The sequence below is a fragment of the Rhabdobacter roseus genome, from assembly GCF_014202275.1.
In the GTDB taxonomy this organism is placed as follows: Bacteria; Bacteroidota; Bacteroidia; order Cytophagales; family Spirosomataceae; genus Rhabdobacter; species Rhabdobacter roseus.
The window spans coordinates 456,255-472,654 of record NZ_JACHGF010000001.1; the positions used below are offsets into that span (position 1 = coordinate 456,255).

The 16,400-nt window shown below is 55.1% G+C and carries 15 protein-coding genes and 1 riboswitch; of the genes, 6 read left to right on the forward strand and 9 right to left on the reverse strand.

The window, feature by feature from the left end:
- The first annotated feature begins 87 nt into the window (after positions 1-87).
- Entirely contained in the window at positions 88-2,169 is a 2,082-nt protein-coding gene (locus tag HNQ92_RS01910; protein ID WP_184170083.1) for a S9 family peptidase, read from the forward strand.
- A 50-nt stretch (positions 2,170-2,219) separates the two neighbouring features.
- Here HNQ92_RS01910 and HNQ92_RS01915 read toward each other — a convergent pair whose 3' ends face one another.
- Both HNQ92_RS01915 and HNQ92_RS01920 read right to left on the reverse strand, forming a co-directional pair.
- On the reverse strand, positions 2,220-2,726 hold the full coding sequence (locus HNQ92_RS01915) for a transposase (protein WP_184170084.1): 507 nt from the start codon (positions 2,724-2,726) through the stop codon (positions 2,220-2,222).
- A gap of 9 nt (positions 2,727-2,735) precedes the next feature.
- Positions 2,736-3,191 (reverse strand): MarR family winged helix-turn-helix transcriptional regulator, encoded by a 456-nt coding sequence (locus HNQ92_RS01920; protein ID WP_184170087.1) that lies wholly within the window; start codon positions 3,189-3,191, stop codon positions 2,736-2,738.
- A 213-nt stretch (positions 3,192-3,404) separates the two neighbouring features.
- Here HNQ92_RS01920 and HNQ92_RS01925 point away from each other — a divergent pair, with 213 nt between their 5' ends.
- Complete coding sequence (locus HNQ92_RS01925) at positions 3,405-4,883, forward strand: xylulokinase (RefSeq protein ID WP_184170090.1); 1,479 nt, start codon at positions 3,405-3,407, stop codon at positions 4,881-4,883.
- Positions 4,884-4,891: 8 nt separating this feature from the next.
- On the opposite strand, the gene HNQ92_RS01930 is transcribed toward HNQ92_RS01925, so the two are convergent.
- Complete coding sequence (locus HNQ92_RS01930; protein ID WP_184170093.1) at positions 4,892-5,470, reverse strand: hypothetical protein; 579 nt, start codon at positions 5,468-5,470, stop codon at positions 4,892-4,894.
- Between the two features lie 142 nt (positions 5,471-5,612).
- Here HNQ92_RS01930 and prfA point away from each other — a divergent pair, with 142 nt between their 5' ends.
- The gene (gene prfA, locus HNQ92_RS01935) at positions 5,613-6,686 is read left to right on the forward strand and encodes a peptide chain release factor 1 (protein ID WP_184170096.1); all 1,074 of its coding nucleotides are present in this window, start codon (positions 5,613-5,615) and stop codon (positions 6,684-6,686) included.
- A gap of 79 nt (positions 6,687-6,765) precedes the next feature.
- On the opposite strand, the gene HNQ92_RS01940 is transcribed toward prfA, so the two are convergent.
- The 5 genes from HNQ92_RS01940 to HNQ92_RS01960 form a co-directional block, all read right to left on the reverse strand.
- The gene (locus HNQ92_RS01940) at positions 6,766-7,365 is read right to left on the reverse strand and encodes an RNA polymerase sigma factor (RefSeq protein WP_184170100.1); all 600 of its coding nucleotides are present in this window, start codon (positions 7,363-7,365) and stop codon (positions 6,766-6,768) included.
- 208 nt (positions 7,366-7,573) lie between these two features.
- Positions 7,574-8,371, reverse strand: a complete 798-nt coding sequence (locus HNQ92_RS01945) for a response regulator (protein ID WP_184170103.1) — start codon at positions 8,369-8,371, stop codon at positions 7,574-7,576.
- Between the two features lie 17 nt (positions 8,372-8,388).
- Positions 8,389-10,143: a histidine kinase dimerization/phosphoacceptor domain -containing protein gene (locus HNQ92_RS29030; protein ID WP_184170106.1), complete on the reverse strand. Its 1,755-nt coding sequence runs from the start codon at positions 10,141-10,143 to the stop codon at positions 8,389-8,391.
- Between the two features lie 229 nt (positions 10,144-10,372).
- Positions 10,373-10,936 carry a thioredoxin family protein gene (locus tag HNQ92_RS01955; protein ID WP_184170109.1) on the reverse strand — a complete coding sequence of 188 codons (564 nt, stop codon included), beginning with the start codon at positions 10,934-10,936 and terminating at the stop codon, positions 10,373-10,375.
- Between the two features lie 81 nt (positions 10,937-11,017).
- Complete coding sequence (locus HNQ92_RS01960; protein WP_184170111.1) at positions 11,018-11,380, reverse strand: avidin-fold protein; 363 nt, start codon at positions 11,378-11,380, stop codon at positions 11,018-11,020.
- Between the two features lie 84 nt (positions 11,381-11,464).
- Between HNQ92_RS01960 and HNQ92_RS01965 the strand changes: the two genes are divergently transcribed.
- Positions 11,465-11,836 carry a glyoxalase superfamily protein gene (locus HNQ92_RS01965; protein WP_184170114.1) on the forward strand — a complete coding sequence of 124 codons (372 nt, stop codon included), beginning with the start codon at positions 11,465-11,467 and terminating at the stop codon, positions 11,834-11,836.
- On the opposite strand, the gene HNQ92_RS01970 is transcribed toward HNQ92_RS01965, so the two are convergent.
- On the reverse strand, positions 11,826-12,776 hold the full coding sequence (locus HNQ92_RS01970; protein ID WP_246439465.1) for a DMT family transporter: 951 nt from the start codon (positions 12,774-12,776) through the stop codon (positions 11,826-11,828). The two genes, HNQ92_RS01965 and HNQ92_RS01970, sit on opposite strands and share 11 nt — an antisense overlap.
- A 51-nt stretch (positions 12,777-12,827) precedes the next feature.
- Positions 12,828-13,043, forward strand: a riboswitch (cobalamin riboswitch).
- A 69-nt stretch (positions 13,044-13,112) separates the two neighbouring features.
- On the opposite strand from HNQ92_RS01970, the gene HNQ92_RS01975 reads away from it, so the two are divergent.
- Entirely contained in the window at positions 13,113-15,056 is a 1,944-nt protein-coding gene (locus tag HNQ92_RS01975) for a TonB-dependent receptor plug domain-containing protein (protein ID WP_246439474.1), read from the forward strand.
- Positions 15,053-16,138 (forward strand): YncE family protein, encoded by a 1,086-nt coding sequence (locus HNQ92_RS01980; RefSeq protein WP_184170116.1) that lies wholly within the window; start codon positions 15,053-15,055, stop codon positions 16,136-16,138. The genes HNQ92_RS01975 and HNQ92_RS01980 overlap by 4 nt, the downstream gene beginning before the upstream one ends.
- The last annotated feature ends 262 nt before the right edge of the window (positions 16,139-16,400 follow it).

The window sequence follows — 16,400 nt, forward strand, 5'->3', positions numbered from 1 at the left end:
CCAATCCGGAAACTAAATTAGGTAAGAATTTCATTTATTGCGTAGCCGCACCGGACAAAACCACCAGAAAACCCGAAAATTTATCCAATGACTTATTTTGACCAGGCCGCCGTTGCCCCGCAAGTACCTAAGCAAGAGATCCTTTTAACCATTCATAACGATCCCCGCACCGACCCTTACTATTGGCTGCGCGAAAAAGAAAATCCGGCGGTACGGGCTCAGCTGGAGGCCGAAAATACGTATACGGAAGCCGTGCTGGCACCCGTAAAGCAGTTTCGGGAAGAATTGTTTGAAGAAATGAAGGGGCGCATCAAAGAAAAGGACGAGTCGGTGCCGGTGCTGGACGGAAACTACTGGTACTACTCCCGCTACGAAGAAGGCATGGAGTACCCCCTCTACGCCCGCAAGTACGTCAGCCTGGACGCGCCCGAGGAAATCATGCTGGACCTCAACGAGCGCGCCACCGGGCAGGGGTACTACGACGCCACCTTCCCCGACATCAGCGACGACGAAACCGTGGCGGCCATTGGCGAAGATACCCTAAGCCGACGGCTCTATACCCTGCGCTTCCGCAACCTCACGACGGGCGAATGGTACCCGGACGTGATCCCGAACACCGAAGGCGGTCACTACGCCTGGGCGGCTGATAACCGTCATGTTTTTTACATCCGAAAAGACGAAGATACCCTGCTGGGCTACCAGGTGTGGCGGCATGAGCTGGGTACCGACGTACACGAAGACGTGCTGCTGTACGAAGAAGCCGACGACCAGTACTACCTGGCGCTTTACCGCATGAAGTCCAAAAAGTACCTTGCCCTGGTGGCCGACCACAACGGTGTAGCCACGGAGTACCGGCTGCTGAAAGCCGCCGAGCCGCAAGGTACTTTGGAGGTGGTGATTCCGCGGCAGCGGGGGCATGAGTACTCGCTGGAGCACGTGGAGGGTACTTTCTACCTTTTGACCAACCACGGCGGCGCCGAGAATTTCCGACTGGTGCAGGTACCTGAAGCGACCGCGGAGGTAGGTGATGTGGCGCACTGGCAAGAGATTATCCCGCACCGGCCCGATGTATACCTGGAGGGCCTGGAAGCATTCCGGGATTTTCTGGTGGTGCAGGAGCGCCGGGAAGGGCTGCTGCACCTGCGGGTACGGGCCCTGGCTACGGGCGAGGAGCACTACCTCAACTTCGGCGAACCGGCCTACACGGCCTACCTGAGTAGCAATCCGGCGCTCGACACCACCACGCTCCGCTACGGCTACACCTCACTCACCACGCCGAGCTCGGTTTATGAGTATGATATGGTTACGCGCGCCAAAACGCTGTTGAAGGAGCAGGAGGTGGTAGGTACTTTTGACCGCACAAAGTACACCACCGAGCGCTTGTACGCCCCAGCCCGCGACGGGGTACTTATTCCAATATCTATGGTGTACCGCAACGACTTCCCTCGCGACGGCAGCGGACCGGTACTTCAGTACGCTTACGGCTCCTACGGCATGTCCATGGACCCTACCTTTAGCTCCGTGCGGCTGAGCCTGCTCGACCGCGGCTTTGCCTTTGCGATTTGCCACATCCGGGGCGGACAGGAAATGGGCCGGGCCTGGTACGAAAACGGTCGCTTGCTGCGCAAGATGAATACCTTTCATGATTTTATCGACTGCTCGCTCTACCTGATCCAGCAGCGTTGGACCTCGCCCGAATGCTTATACGCCATGGGCGGCAGCGCGGGCGGCTTGCTCATGGGGGCCGTGGCGAACCTCCGCCCCGATCTCTACCACGGCATGGTGGCGCAGGTACCTTTCGTGGATGTGGTCACAACCATGCTCGATGACACCATTCCGCTCACCACGGGCGAGTACGAAGAGTGGGGCAACCCCAACGAGGAAACCTACTACGCCTACATGAAGTCCTACTCGCCCTACGACAACGTGACGCCCCAAAAGTACCCCAACCTACTCGTTACCACGGGCTTTCACGACTCGCAGGTACAGTACTGGGAGCCCGCCAAATGGGTAGCCCGGCTGCGCGAACTAACTACCGGCCCTAGGCTCATCCTGCTACACTGCGACCTGGAAATCGGCCACGGCGGCGCCTCGGGACGCTTCAAGCGCCTGCACGACTACGCCCTGGAATACGCCTTTTTGCTGGGCTTGGCGGGGAAGGTGGGGTAGTTTGCTGAACCACTGAGCGGAAAATGATGCGCCTTGGATTCGACCGACTTTTACCGACCAGCCTTCATAGTCATCATACTCAGACATAGCGGGATAAGTCCCAAAGACACGGCCAGGAAAATTCCGACGCGGAGGTAGTTTAGGGTCCGCCAGAGGGTAGTTTGGCGCAAGAGATCCGGTATTTGAGTTAAGTCTTCTGTATTCTGAAACTTGAGAATCATGGGCGCAAAGTACCCCAGCGTCCATACGCGTACGGCCACATGTACCATGAAAAGCAAGAGCAGGCCGTTTCGGATGGGCGCTAGTTTCCAGCAGAAAATAACGGCCAGGATGAACGTGATTTCGTGAAGGGAATGGATTACAATCCAGAAAGTTTTGAGGTCCAAACCGTGTTTTCCCCGAAGTAGCTGCAGCGACTCCGGCGGCGCGGCCGTCCATTTGGGCACAAGCACGGCCGTCTCAAAGAGTTGAGCCCCATTCATCAGAAAGTACGTTAGCGTAGTAATAAAAAGCCAAGTTTCGGCACGGGACAAATAGCTGGTAGAAATCGCTTCCATGGTCTTCACCTATTTTTCGTTTAGGTTGTTAGTCACTTCACTCATGAGGGCAATGGCTGCCACAAAGTACCTTTGGATCACCTGGAGTTCTGCCTCTGAAAAGGAGGTGATCAGGCTGGTTGTTTTTTCCTGGAGCTCGGCAAAAAGTGGCTCCAAAAGCTGCAAGATGTGCGGGGTATTGGGCGCAATGATAACCTTCCGCCGGTCGTCCGGGTCAACTTGTCTTTGTACGAGCTGCTTCTTTTCCAGCCGGTCTATCAGGCCGGTCACAGCTCCGGTGGTTAGGCCGGTGGCCTTGGAAAGCTCGCCGGCTGTCATGGCTCCGTTTTCCGTCAGAAGACCCAGGTACTTATGGTCGGTACCCGAAAGCCCCGCCTTCCGGGCAATGGCCTCGTGCATGAGCAAGGAAGAGTCGGAATAGCGCTTGCTACTTACTTTAAATGCCTGGATTGTCCCTGCGTTCATAAGTTTAGTTATAAAGAATCTTATTGACTAATTGTCTTAGATACAAAGATAATTATCGAAACCATTCAATACCAATTTTTTTGAAAAAACCGAGAAACAAAATAGAAAGCAAGTACCCCAGGCCGACAAACAGCCATTGATCAACGGGTAGTTTGCAATATGCCCCAAGAGATTAGTACCTTTGTTTCCTTATTTCCATAACCTCTACGACATATGTATTTCCTTGGATTCGACGTGGGTAGTTCATCCGTAAAAGCCTGTCTACTTCATGCCGACACGGGCCAGGCGGTGGCCTCTGCTTTTTTTCCCGAAACCGAAATGCCCATGGCCGCACCGCAGCCGGGTTTTGCCGAGCAGCAGCCGGAACAGTGGTGGCAAAATGCCTGCCTGGCTTCGCAGGCGGTGATGAAAAAAGCCAACGTGGCCCCCGAGCAGGTCAAGGCCATCGGGATCTCGTACCAGATGCACGGGCTCGTGGTGGTTGATAAGGAGATGAACGTACTACGGCCGTCGATCATCTGGTGCGACAGCCGGGCGGTGAGCGTGGGCAACAAAGCCTTCGAAGCGCTGGGTGCTGAGGTAGTGCTGCCGCATTTGCTCAATTCGCCGGGCAATTTCACGGCCTCCAAACTAGCCTGGGTAAAAGAAAACGAACCCGACGTATACGCCAAGGTACATAAATTCATGCTGCCCGGCGACTACCTGGCCGCCCGCATGACGGGCGAGGTCGTTACGACGCCCTCAGGGCTTTCGGAGGGGATTTTCTGGGATTTCCTGGACGAGCAACCCGCCGGTTTCCTGCTGGATCACTTCGGTTTTGAAGCTGACCTCATTCCGCAGGTACTTCCTACCTTTGGCGAGCAGGGGTACCTTACCACCGAAGCCGCCCAAGCGCTGGGCCTGGCTGCCAACACGCCCGTCACCTACCGCGCCGGCGACCAGCCTAACAACGCCTTCTCGCTCAACGTACTGGAGCCCGGTGAGGTAGCCGCCACGGCGGGTACTTCGGGCGTGGTGTACGGTGTGAGCGACCAAACCAAGTTTGACCTTAAATCGCGAGTGAATACCTTTTTGCACGTCAATCATGCGCTCAATCACCCCCGGTACGGGGTACTTTTGTGCGTCAATGGAACCGGGAGCCTCAACAGCTGGCTTAGAAATACGCTTTTGCAGGGCCAGGTATCCTACGCCGGTATGAATGAGCTGGCCGCGCAGGCACCCATCGGGGCGGAGGGTTTGCTGTGCCTACCCTTCGGGAATGGGGCCGAGCGCATGCTCGAAAACCAGGACCCGGGCGCTACCTTCCGGGGGCTGGAGTTTAGCCGCCACGGGCTGAGCCACTGGGTGCGGGCGTCGCAGGAAGGCATCGTCTTTGCGCTGTACTACGGTATGCAGGTCATGGAAACGCTGGGCGTGTCTTTGAAAAACATCCGCGCGGGCGAAGCCAACATGTTTTTGAGCCCGCTCTTCCGCGAAACCTTCGCGAACGTGTCGGGGGCTACGGTGGAGCTGTACAGTACCGACGGCGCTCAGGGCGCGGCGCGGGGAGCCGGTATGGGCTTAGGCTACTATAAGGATAGAAAGGAAGCTTTTACCGGACTACGGGCGGTAAAAACCATTGAGCCAGACACCACCTGCCAGGAAGCTACCCAAGAGGCCTACGCCCGCTGGAGCAAGGCGATGGAGGGGTAGTACTGCTTCTATTTTAATCGCTTCACGTCGATTTTCCGAACTACCTCTTTTTTATCAAAAAGTACCCTCCATACCGCGAAGGGTACTTTTTGCTCTCCAAAGCATTCCGTGGCGATGGGGCTATCCAGCGGTAGAGAGGCGTTGTATACGTACAGCGTATCGTTGAGTTTCTGAATGTTATCGGATGCCGGAAGGGTACTTCCGGCGTTGTAAGCATAGGCTTCCAGGAGTTCCCGTTCCTTGGCTTCCAGCGCTGGGTTGCTGACATCCGCCAGGCCCAGCAGGCTTATATCTACCCCGTACTCCTGTTCAAGCGCTCCGATAAGCGGTACCTGGTCCAGGTTTTGGCACAGCCGGGAGGCGTTTCCGGGCTGTTTGCTCACGGCCTCGCCGAGGGCCTTTTGGGATACTTTCACAATTTGCTTGCCCCATTCATCGATCAGCGATATTAGCTGCGCATTCGTTATGCGTTTGATCTGGCTGTCTTTCATTTCCTGTACCAGTTCCTTGGAATTACCCACGCGATTCTCCACGTTGCAGCCGAGCAAGAAAACCAAAAGAAGGAAAGTACCCGAAGATTGTTTCATACGTTACATATAGATTTTAGGCAAAGCAAAGAAAGCACAAAGCTCATAAAGGAAACCTCATTGGGGTGGTGGTAAGTTCGGAAAATATTCCGGATTCCTACATAATGCGTATCTTTGTGGCCTTGATTGACGAAGACAGACCATGCAAGATAAATTAGAAGCCATAAAAGAGCGGTTCGAGGAAGTAGAGCAGCAGATTGTGCAGCCCGAGGTAGCCTCCAATGCCGCTCGTTTTTCTAAGCTGAGCAAAGAATACAAAGACCTGGGGCGGATCGTAGAGCAGTACAAAATCTACCAGAAGCTCCTCAAAGACATCGCCGGAGCCAAAGAACTTCTCACCACCGAGAAGGACGAAGAACTGCGCGAGATGGCCAAAGAAGAAATGAATGCGTTGGTTCCTCAAAAAGAGCAGGTGGAAACGCTACTCAAAGAAATGCTAATCCCGAAAGACCCGAACGACAGCCGGAATAGTATTCTGGAAATACGCGGTGGAACGGGCGGCGACGAGGCGGCCATCTTCGCCGGGGATTTGTTTCGGATGTACCAGCGCTTCTGCGAGCGGATGGGTTGGCGGATGTCGGTGATGGACTATACGGAGGGAAGCAACGGCGGCTACAAGGAGATTATCTGCAAGGTAGAGGGGGAGGATGTGTACGGCAAGCTGAAGTTTGAGTCGGGGGTGCACCGGGTGCAGCGGGTACCCGTGACGGAGTCGCAGGGACGGGTGCATACGTCGGCCGCTACGGTGGCTGTACTACCCGAGGCCGAAGAAGTAGACGTGGAGATCAACATGAACGACGTGCGCATCGATACCTTCAACTCCTCGGGAGCGGGTGGGCAGTCCGTTAACACCACCTACTCGGCCGTACGGCTTACGCACATCCCATCGGGCCTGGTGGTGAGCTGCCAGGACGAACGTTCGCAGCTTAAGAACAAGGACAAGGCGCTGGGAGTACTTCGCTCACGCCTGTACGAAATGGAGCTACGCAAACAGCAGGATGCCATCAGCTCGCAGCGCCGAAGCATGGTGGGCAGCGGCGACCGCTCCGACAAGATACGTACCTACAACTACCCCCAAAGCCGCGTGACGGACCATCGGATTGGCTACACGGTGTACAACCTGCCTACGGTGATGGAGGGGGAAATCGGGGATTTTATTGAGCAACTGCGCATTGCCGAAAACGCCGAGCGCATGCAGGAAGGCGAGACCGTTTAACTTTCATGAAGGTACATTATGAAGGTACCTTTGGTAGACGAAGGTACCCCTGAAAAGTACCTTCCAGACGGCATCAGGTTTATAATTGCTCGTTCCACAGCTCCCGGAGCTGATCCATGCACTTGTACTTTTTTCGGGAAATTTTCTTGGGGTCGGTTTCGCCCAGTTGCTGGGCTATTTCACCAATCTTTTTACCCTCCAGGCCCCACATCAGCAGGATTTTACGGCAGAGTGGGCACATTTTGTTCATGATCCGGGCCACCTGGCTGGCGCGCTCCTGGGCCTCGTAAGTCATTTCCAGGTTGGCGCTGGTGTCTTCTACCTCCGCCATTTCATCGTAGTACTGTATGGCCTTCGAGTGCTTCTTACGAACACTATCTATCATTTTGAAATAATAGATTTGGTAAAGGTAAGACGATAGCTTACTCTCTCCCCGAAAGGTACCGCTTTCAATTTGCTGAATCACGGCCATGATCGTATCGGTAAAGGTGTCCTTGGCTACGTCTTCGGAAATGCGGAGCTGCCGGTGCAGCTTGTAAATGTACGATACGTGGTGATGGATGAGCGAGCGGGTGGCTTCTTCACGCGTGCGCCCTCCGGTCAGAATATCCGTAATGATCTGTTCGTCAGAGGAGTAGGTAATGAATTTCACTTTCGTTGAGATAAATGGTGTGGACATAGGCCAAGATTTAGGACTGTCGGTGGAAGAGGGTTTTCAGAGGTTTGTGTATGTCGGGATAGCGTAAGATCTGGTCACTAGAGCGTGCGTTTGGTTTTGCTAAGGTAACATAGCGTTTACTTCTATCTCGGAGTATTGTACATGAATGGTGCTATTATGTATGTGAATAACCAAATGTGAGTCCGCTACGAATCGCTTCGAAAAGTACCTACCTAAAGTTGAAGTGATGAAAGAATTCATCCTTGTAATTTCGCCCCAGCGAGATCTCAAAATCCCCTACTTTGATTTCATAATCGTTAAAGGATTCGACCCGGTCCAGGTTGACGGCGAAGGAGCGGTGCGTACGTACCAGGTTATTCAGCGACAATCGGTCCAGGATATTGCCCAGCGACTGCCGGAGCGCAAACTTCTGGGTGCTGGTCTGGATGATGGTGTAGTTATTCTCCGCTTCCAGAAACAGAATATCGCCCAGCGCTATCTTGATAAAGCGGTAGTTGCTTTTGATAAAAATGTGATCGTTTACCTGAAGAATCGTTTCCCGATTAGGAGTTTCGCGGGTGCCCGAGGTACCTTCCGTCAGGTCTGGGTTTTTAGGCTTGGCCGCTGGCGAGGCGGCGCTACTGCGTAACGCAAAATTATTGATAGCCATTTCGATGGCCATGCGTAGGTTGGTGAGGTTGTAGGGCTTAGGAATGTAGGCCGCCGGGTAGGTTTGCTTGGCTCTTTCCAGGGTGTCGTGGTCGGCCAGGGCCGTCAGGTAGATAATGGGAATAGCCCGAATGGCCATAACGCGCTGTACCGTCTCGATGCCATCCCAGTTGCCTTTGATGTTGATATCACAGATCAGCAGATCAATATTCTCCTTTTGAAAAATATCGAGTGCCGCCGGACCGTTGTTAGCGACGCCCGCAATCAGGTACCCTTCGGCGGTCAGGGTATCACTCAGTTCCATCGCTAGTATCGCTTCGTCCTCTACCAGCAGTATCGAAATTTTGCTCTGGGTCATGAGATCATGAATTGGTATTAAGCTGCTTTTCTAAGGTTTTGGGAAGGTATGTGCAGGTAATAGTGCATTCCGTCCGTATTCTCGATTCGGAATTCTCCGCCCGTTTGTTCACTCAGATTTGTGATAAGACGCTTCCCGAACGAGTTGCTCGTTTTTTTCCATTCGATCGGGTCCACACCGGGGCCGTTATCCTTCACTTCCAGCGTTATTCCGTCGTTGTTTCTTAGGTTTATGATGAGCATGGGGCGTTGAACACCTTCGTAGGCGTGCTTAAATGAGTTTGTCAGCAGCTCGTTGATAATTAGCCCAATGGGTATGGCCAGATCTACATCCAGCTGGGTACGTTCTACGTCTATGCGGAGGTCAAAGGCGTCACGGTCGTAGCCGTAGCTTTGCATCAGGTTCTCGGCCAGGTCGATGATGTACTCGCGTATATTCACACTCGTGACGTGGTCGGTTTGGTACAAGCGCTGGTGGATCAGCGACATGGCTTCTACCCGTTGCTGGCCTTCCCGCACGGCTTTAGCCGCCGACACTTCCGTAATGCGGTTGGATTGTAATTTCAAAAGGCCCGATACAATCGCCAGGTTGTTTTTCACGCGGTGGTGCAGCTCCTTCATCATCAGCTTCAGCTGGGCCGACTGCTCCGCAATCTGCTCCTTGCTACGCCGGAGCCGCACGTACTGCCAGGCCATCACGCCTAGCAGCAGCAGCAGCAGCAGCAGGCTGGCGCTCAGCAGCAGCGTTTGGCGTTGTTTGGCTTGATGCTGTACGTTGAGCTGTTCAATCTGTAACTCTTTTTGCTTGGTTTCAAACTGCGTCTCCAGCTCGGCTATCTGTCTTTTTTTCTGGAGGTCGGTGAGGCTGTCGCCGTAGGCCTCTTTGAGGCGGTAGTTGTGCAGGGCCGCCTGGTAGTCACGCTTTTTTTCGTACGCTTCGCTCAGAATACCGTGCACTTCGGCGTAGTGCTCAAACTGCCCGGAGGTCTTGGGTACCAGCGCCAGGCCTTTCTGGGCGTAGGCAATGGCCTGATCTACCTGGTTCTTGCCCATCAGGGCGTAGGGGAGGTTCATGTACAGGTAGAGCCGGTAGTAGTCATCGTTGATCTTTTCGACGTAGTTCTCAAACTCCTGGTAGCGCTCCAGCGACTCGTCAAAAAGCCCCAGGTTCTTGTACGAAATGGCCGAGTTCAGCAGTGAGCTGTAGTAGCGGTCTTCGTTTTGGGTTTCGCGGTAGAGTTGCAGGGCTTTATTGATGTACTCCAACGACTGGTTGGGCTGTTTGCGCTTGCCGTAGATGTTGGACAGTTCATTGTAAATATTACCCATCATCACCTTGCTTTTGGTAGACTCCGGGTAGTTTTTCAGCAAGGCTTCGGCCCGAACCAGGTACCGCTCCGATGCCTCCAGGTTGTCTTCTTTAAAGTGTACGTGGCTCACGCGAACCAAGCTTTCGGCGGCTTCCAAGGTGTACCCTTTTTTCAAAAAGAGGTCATAGGCTTGCAGCAGCAAGCGAACGGCTTCCGGAAATTTTTCATTCGCGTGGGCCACAATCCCGTTGGCTTTGACAACACAAGCCGCTGCATAAGCCGACGGGGTTGTTTGGTTCAGTTCTTCGGCTTGTCGAATAAGCCCGTACGCTTCCTCGATTTTACCCTGGTCGAAGGCGATCTGCGTGGCGTAGTCACACAACGCCACTATTTTGGTGGAGTCGTTGGGTAGTTGAGCAATGCGCTCAGGTACCTGAGCGGTAGCCAGCGATACTGTTAGCACAAGGACCAAGGTAGCTTGACCCCAAAAGGCGGAAACCGGACTGACCAATTTAGCGGAGAAGAAAGGCGTAGTCAACGTGGAAAGCTATAAGATGATTTGGTCTGGACAGGGAGTAACTAAAAGCGCTGTTTTATATACTCTATAAAAGCCATAAGATACTATCAGTTACCTGTTTATTATGGTTTTTTTTATCACAAATTCTAGATTTAATAAAATATTTTATAAAAAACTATTTGCTGAATAGCTTGGGATAGGTACCGGTTTTGTATTGATCAAATTGCTCCTTTTGGTGGTAGTTGTCGCCAAAGAAAGTAATGATCTCGTGAAATTCTTTAGCCTTAAGATACCCAGGCAGTGGCTGGATCATCTCCATTTTCTCGTCCAGAAATACCGTAGTGGGGTAGCTGGGGCGGTTGTTGGTGAGGCTGAGGGCCAGCTGGTGTACACCGCCGTTGCCCTGCGGTACAAACTCGAAGCGCTGCTCGCCTACCTGCACGGCATCGCGCTGCTCGGCGTTGAACTTCACGGCGTAGTACTTCTGGCCCACGTACTCCACCACCCGGGCGTCGGTGTAGGTTTCGCGGTCCATGACTTTGCACCAGCCGCACCAATCGGTATAAATATCAATGAGCCATTTGCGGGGCTCGTGTTGGTGGAGCGCGTACGCCTGCTCCATGGTCAGCCATTCGATCTTGCCCGGCTTGGGGCGGGGCGAGGCCGTCTCGGCCCGAAGCGCCATGAGCAGGGCGATCAGGCAAACGGCCAGAATAGCTCCGGTAAGTAGTCGTATCATGGAATGAGAAAGAGAATGTCAAAGGGTACTTATCAACATTAAACTACCAAAAAGCGTGCCCAACTAAAAAAAACGGCTGACTTAGTCGGTAAAAGGCGCATCGCTTTCCACTTCTTCCACCACCGACTCCCCCGAGGAGCCGTCGCCGCTGGTCCACTGCCAGGTTTCGTGCAGCCGAAGGCGGCCGTCGGGCAATAGCTCCGGCACCGAGCGGCAGGTACCTGTCCTGAGCTCCCCGGCGGCGTTGAGGTGCTGGTAGCGCATGTCAAGGGTGCTCTGGGCGTCGGCCTTGGCGATCAGGTACCCCTTCACTACGTCGCCCCCGGCGTACTCGGCCCACACGAGGTCGTCTTGCTGGTAATAATAGAAGAGCGTGTGGTCGTCTACGTCGCCGTTGTCGGTCGTGGTTACGGAGCGAAATATTTTATGGTTATAGCTAATCATAAAGTACCTTAGGAAGTGAGTTCGGAATGTCGAAGTTAAGTAACTTTATACGATAAAAACAACCTTTACGGATCACAGGTACTTATGAAAATAAATCAGGTTATTCCGATTCTCCGTATTTTTGACGAAGCCAAGGCTTTTGAGTTTTACCTGGATTGGCTAGGCTTCACCGTCGACTGGACGCACCGTTTCGAGGAAGGTACCCCGCTGTACATGCAGATTTCCCAAGCGGGCATGACCCTGCACCTCAGCGAGCACCACGGCGACAGCACCCCCGGTATCAAGGTATTCCTGGCCTGCGAAGGACTGGCGGAATTCCACGCCGAGCTGATCGCTAAGAAGTACAAGTACAACCGCCCCGGCCTGGAAACTGCTTTCTGGAATGCTCTGACGATGGAAGTCAACGATCCCTTTGGCAACAAGCTACTATTTAGCGAAGCCCTCCCTACCGCCTAGGCCGCAGCGACACCAGCAGCCCGCCGCCAATGATGAGCGCCATGCCTAGTAGCGTGAGCAGGTCGGGGAAGGGGTCGCCGATGAACTGCCCCAGCAGCGCGGCAAACAGGATGTTGGTATAGCCCACGGCCGCTACGCGTCCGGCTTTATCGTAGGTAAAGGCCTGCGTCAAAAGTACCTGTCCCACCAGGGCAATCACCCCGAGCGCCAGGAGGCCCAGCCATTGGTACAGCTCGGTGGGCCAGCGAAAAGTACCCAACAGAAAATCGAGGCTGCTGTGGGGGAAGTAGGTACCCAGGCTCATGGAAATCAGGGGCATCACCAGGCCCGATAGCATGAACGACAGCACGATGGTGCGGGTGTCGTAGTAGGTACTTAGCTGCCGGATGGCCAGGTAGGCCACGGCCGTTAGGATGGCGTTGCTGATCCCGATGGCGTGGTTGCGGAGCGGCACCAGGAGGTCGGGCCGGAAGATGAGCAAAATGCCGACGAAGCCCGCGGCAATAGCCAGCCATTCGCGGCGGTTGAGGGTTTCGCCCACGACGAGCCACGACAGCAGCGCCAGGAAGATGGGGTAGGTATACTGGTAGGTCGTGGCGGGGCCCAGGCCCAACGCCTGCACGGCGTAGAAGTACAGGTATAGCGACAAAGTACCGATCACACCCCGAAAAATAAGCAGGCCGGGGCGACCGCCTGTTTGTTGCAAAGGGCGCTGCGCGATGCTACTCAGCACAAAAAGTACCCCCACGAGATTTCGGAAGAAAACCAGCTCTACGGTATCAAAATCGCGGCTGAGCCACTTGGCTATAGCCCCCACAATACCAAAACTAATAACGGCTCCCAGCATGAGCAAAATACCCTTACGAGAAACGGCGTCGGAGAGATAGGGTGTAGCAGACAACGGATTGGGGCCAATAAAGACAAGTGATTCAAGATTCAAAATTGCAGAATTTTGGTACACGAACTACCATTTCTCCCAACTTTCACCGTACCTTTGCCCCAAGTTTTCGGTGCCTCATGCTCTTTTCGTGGAGCTTGTAAGGCTTAAAAGGGAATCCCGTGCAAAACGGGAACTGTCCCCGCAACTGTAAGTCTCAGTGTGAAACCGGCTCCATTCCACTCGCCACTGCGTCTGCCTGGTCAGATACGGGAAGGCGCGGCAGCCGGAGAGATAAGTCAGGAGACCTGCCGAAGATGAGCTGCCGTTTTGATTTTCGGAGGAAAGATCTTACACGGGGATCCGTATTTTTGCATTTCGTTCAGGTAGTCACAAATTTTGGTAAACAGCCGACTATTTTGGTGGGGTTCGGCCGGGTGGTTGGCGTGTTCGCTGGCTACGGTCCAACACGTGCAGGCTCAGCGCGATACCGTATCGCTGGCGCCCGTTACGGTGCGTGGCTTTGCGCCCGAGCGCTTCATGGCGGGGCTCAAAGTACAGGTACCTGACTCGGCTACGCTCCAGCAGTTTCGTTTCCAGAACATCACCGACCTGCTCGCTTTCCAGACGCCCCTGGCGTTTCGCAACTACGGGCCCGGCCAGCTGGCCACGGCGTCGTTTCGGGGTACTTCGTCCAACCACACGGCGGTACTTTGGAACGGACTGAACATCAACCAGCCCAACCTGGGCCAAACCGATTTTTCTACCATTCCGGTAGCCAGCTTTGACCGCCTCGCGGTGCAGTATGGTACCTCCGCCAGCGTGGTAGGTACCGACGCCGTGGGCGGGAGTCTGCTGCTGTCGAGCGCAGCGCGGCAAAGCCCGGGCCTTAGCCTAAGCGCCGGGCGGCAGCAGGGTAGTTTTCATAACTACCAAAACCAACTGGCGGCCAACTACGCGACGCCCCTAGGTGAAAAATGGAATTTCGCGGGCAAGACGGCCCTCTACGACGGGCGCATGAACAACAAGTACCCCTACCGCGAGCGGCAGAACTACCTCCTGAACCCTTCGGAGAGCGAGCAACGCGGCCTGGTGCAAGACTTGTTTTTCCAGGATGCCGGGCAGCGGCAGCAGTGGTCGGCGCACCTGTGGCTCACCGACAATCAGCTCATCCTGGCACCCGCCAACTTGGGTGGCCGCGAGCTGACCCGTACGCAGTCGTATCGCTCCATGCTGCAGTACGAAGCCCTCGGCTGGACCGCGCGCACCGCCTGGACCCGCGACCTGATCGACTACGGCAAGGGCGACTTCACCTACCTGGAACATACCGAAACCGACCGCTTCGCCACGCGCCTGGAAAAGGAGTTTACAAGGTACCTGGGCCGCCGCCAAAGTACCCCCTGGAGCGTGCGCGTGGGGGGCGAAGTGGCCCACTACCGTACCCGCACCGACGGCTACGTGGAGCCGCTCATTACCGAAAACCGCGCGGATCTTTTTGTACTGAGCCGCTGGCAGGCAACCGACCGCTGGCTGGTGTCGGCCAACCTGCGGCAGGCCTTCGTGACCCGCTTCAACCCGCCGCTCACGCCGTCGGTGGGCACGGAGTACCTTTGGCTCCGCAGACCTACTTATACGCTGGCCGCTAAGGCGTCAGTGGGGCGGAACTACCGGGTACCTACGCTCAACGAGCGCTATTGGCTGAACCTGGGCAACCCCAACCTGCGCCCCGAACACGGCTGGAACAAGGAAGCAGGCCTGGAAGCCAAATGGGTACCGGCCCCCGCCCAGCAGCTGACGGCCTCGCTGACGGCCTACCACAACCGCGTGGACGACTGGACCTACTGGAATCCCGAGCGCAACTACTACGTGGAGAACCTGCAGCTGGTGGTGGCGCGCGGGCTGGAGGCCCAAAGTACCTGGCAAGGTACCTGGCAGCGCTGGCAGGCCGGAAGCCAGCTGGGCTACGCGTGGGTGCGCAGCTCGCAGGAGCGCGCCTACACGGCCTACGCCCAGGACATCCTCGGCAAGCAGCTCATGCACGTGCCGGTGCACACGGGTACTTTCAATGCCTACGTGCAGCGTGGTAGGCTGCGGCTCACGGGCCGGGCGCAGGCGGTGTCGCGGCGCTATACTACCTTCGATAACTCCAAGTACCTGGCTGGCTTCGTGCTGGCGGATGTCCTGGCCGAAACTACCCTGCACGCCCACCACTGGCAGGGGCGGCTCCAAGCGCAGGTACATAATGTTTTGAATACCTTTTACTTAAATGTCAATCGCTACGCCATGCCGGGCCGTAGTTTTTCGTTCAATTTACTTATTACCTACAATTCCAAAACAAAATGAAAAAACAACTTACTCGATTTTTAGCGGTCGTTTTATTGACCAGTGCAGTCTGGTCTTGCCGGGAAAGAGAAACCCTGCCCGACGGCGACTACGCCCGCGGGGTACTGGTGGTGAACGAAGGGCTGTGGGGAAGCAACAACGGCAGCATTTCGTTTTTTAAGCGGGAAGATCGTGAAGCGCAGCTGGACGTATTTGAAAAAGAAAACGGGATTTCGCTCAACGGCGGCGCTCAGAGCCTGGCCGAAGGCCACGGCCACGCGCTCATCATGGTGGATTTGCGGAATGCCGGGCTGGATAAAGTCGAGATCGTGAATAGCAATACCTTCAAGCGCATAGGTACCCTCACCGCCCCCGACATCGAGAACCCCCGCTACGGGCTGGTGGTGAGCGAAACCAAAGCCTACGTAACCTGCTGGGGTACTACGGGTACCTTCCCCAACTTTTACATCAATCCGGGCTACGTAGCCGTGGTGGACCTCACGACCCAGCGCGTGACCAAGAAAATCCCCGTAGCTAAAGGGGCCGAGCGTCTGGTGGCCGCCGGGCAGCGCCTCTACGTGGGCAACGCCGCCGAGGTAAGTGGGCTTACCGTCATCAACATGGCAACCGACGAAGTGGTAAGTACCCTCACGACGGCGGCTTCACCCAATCCGATTGGCGTCGATGCCGACAACAAGCTCTGGGCCTACGCGGGCCTGAATCTGTACAAGATCAATCCTTCGTCAGGTACCATCGAAAGTACCCTGCCCATTGGGAATAACCCCACTAAGTCGGCCGGCAGCTTCGCCTTCAGTCCCGACCGCCGGACCCTCTACTTTGTGCTCTCGGCCTACGATGCCAACTGGAACGCCATCGGCGAAACCTACCAGTTTGCCACCAACGCCACGCAGGTGAACGTATCGACGCCCTTCGTGCGCAGGTTGTTCAGCGGCCTGGCCGTAGACCCCATGCAGGGCTTGATCTACGCGGGCGTTACGCCTTCCTACGCGCAGTCGGGCTACGTAGTCCGCTACCGCCCCGACGGCTCCCTGGTGGATTCCATTCGGGCGGAGATTGGACCTAAGGAGTTTATTTTTAAATAAAAAGTACCCTTGCGTATACCATCAAGAGCTCTGTTTCCGTCGGGGAAGCAGAGCTCTTGATGTATAAAATATAGCTTAAAAGGAAAACGGCCTTAAGCAGCGGCGGTACGTTGCGCTATCCAGGGCCATGATCGTTTCGGCTTTTTCCAGGGCTTCCGAGGGTACTTTTGCCCTGGGAGTACCGTCGGAAGCCCTCGTTAGCGAATTTGGAAAAAGACACCGGAACGCTTGCACATTACACTCCCTTTCCTATTCAAGCTTA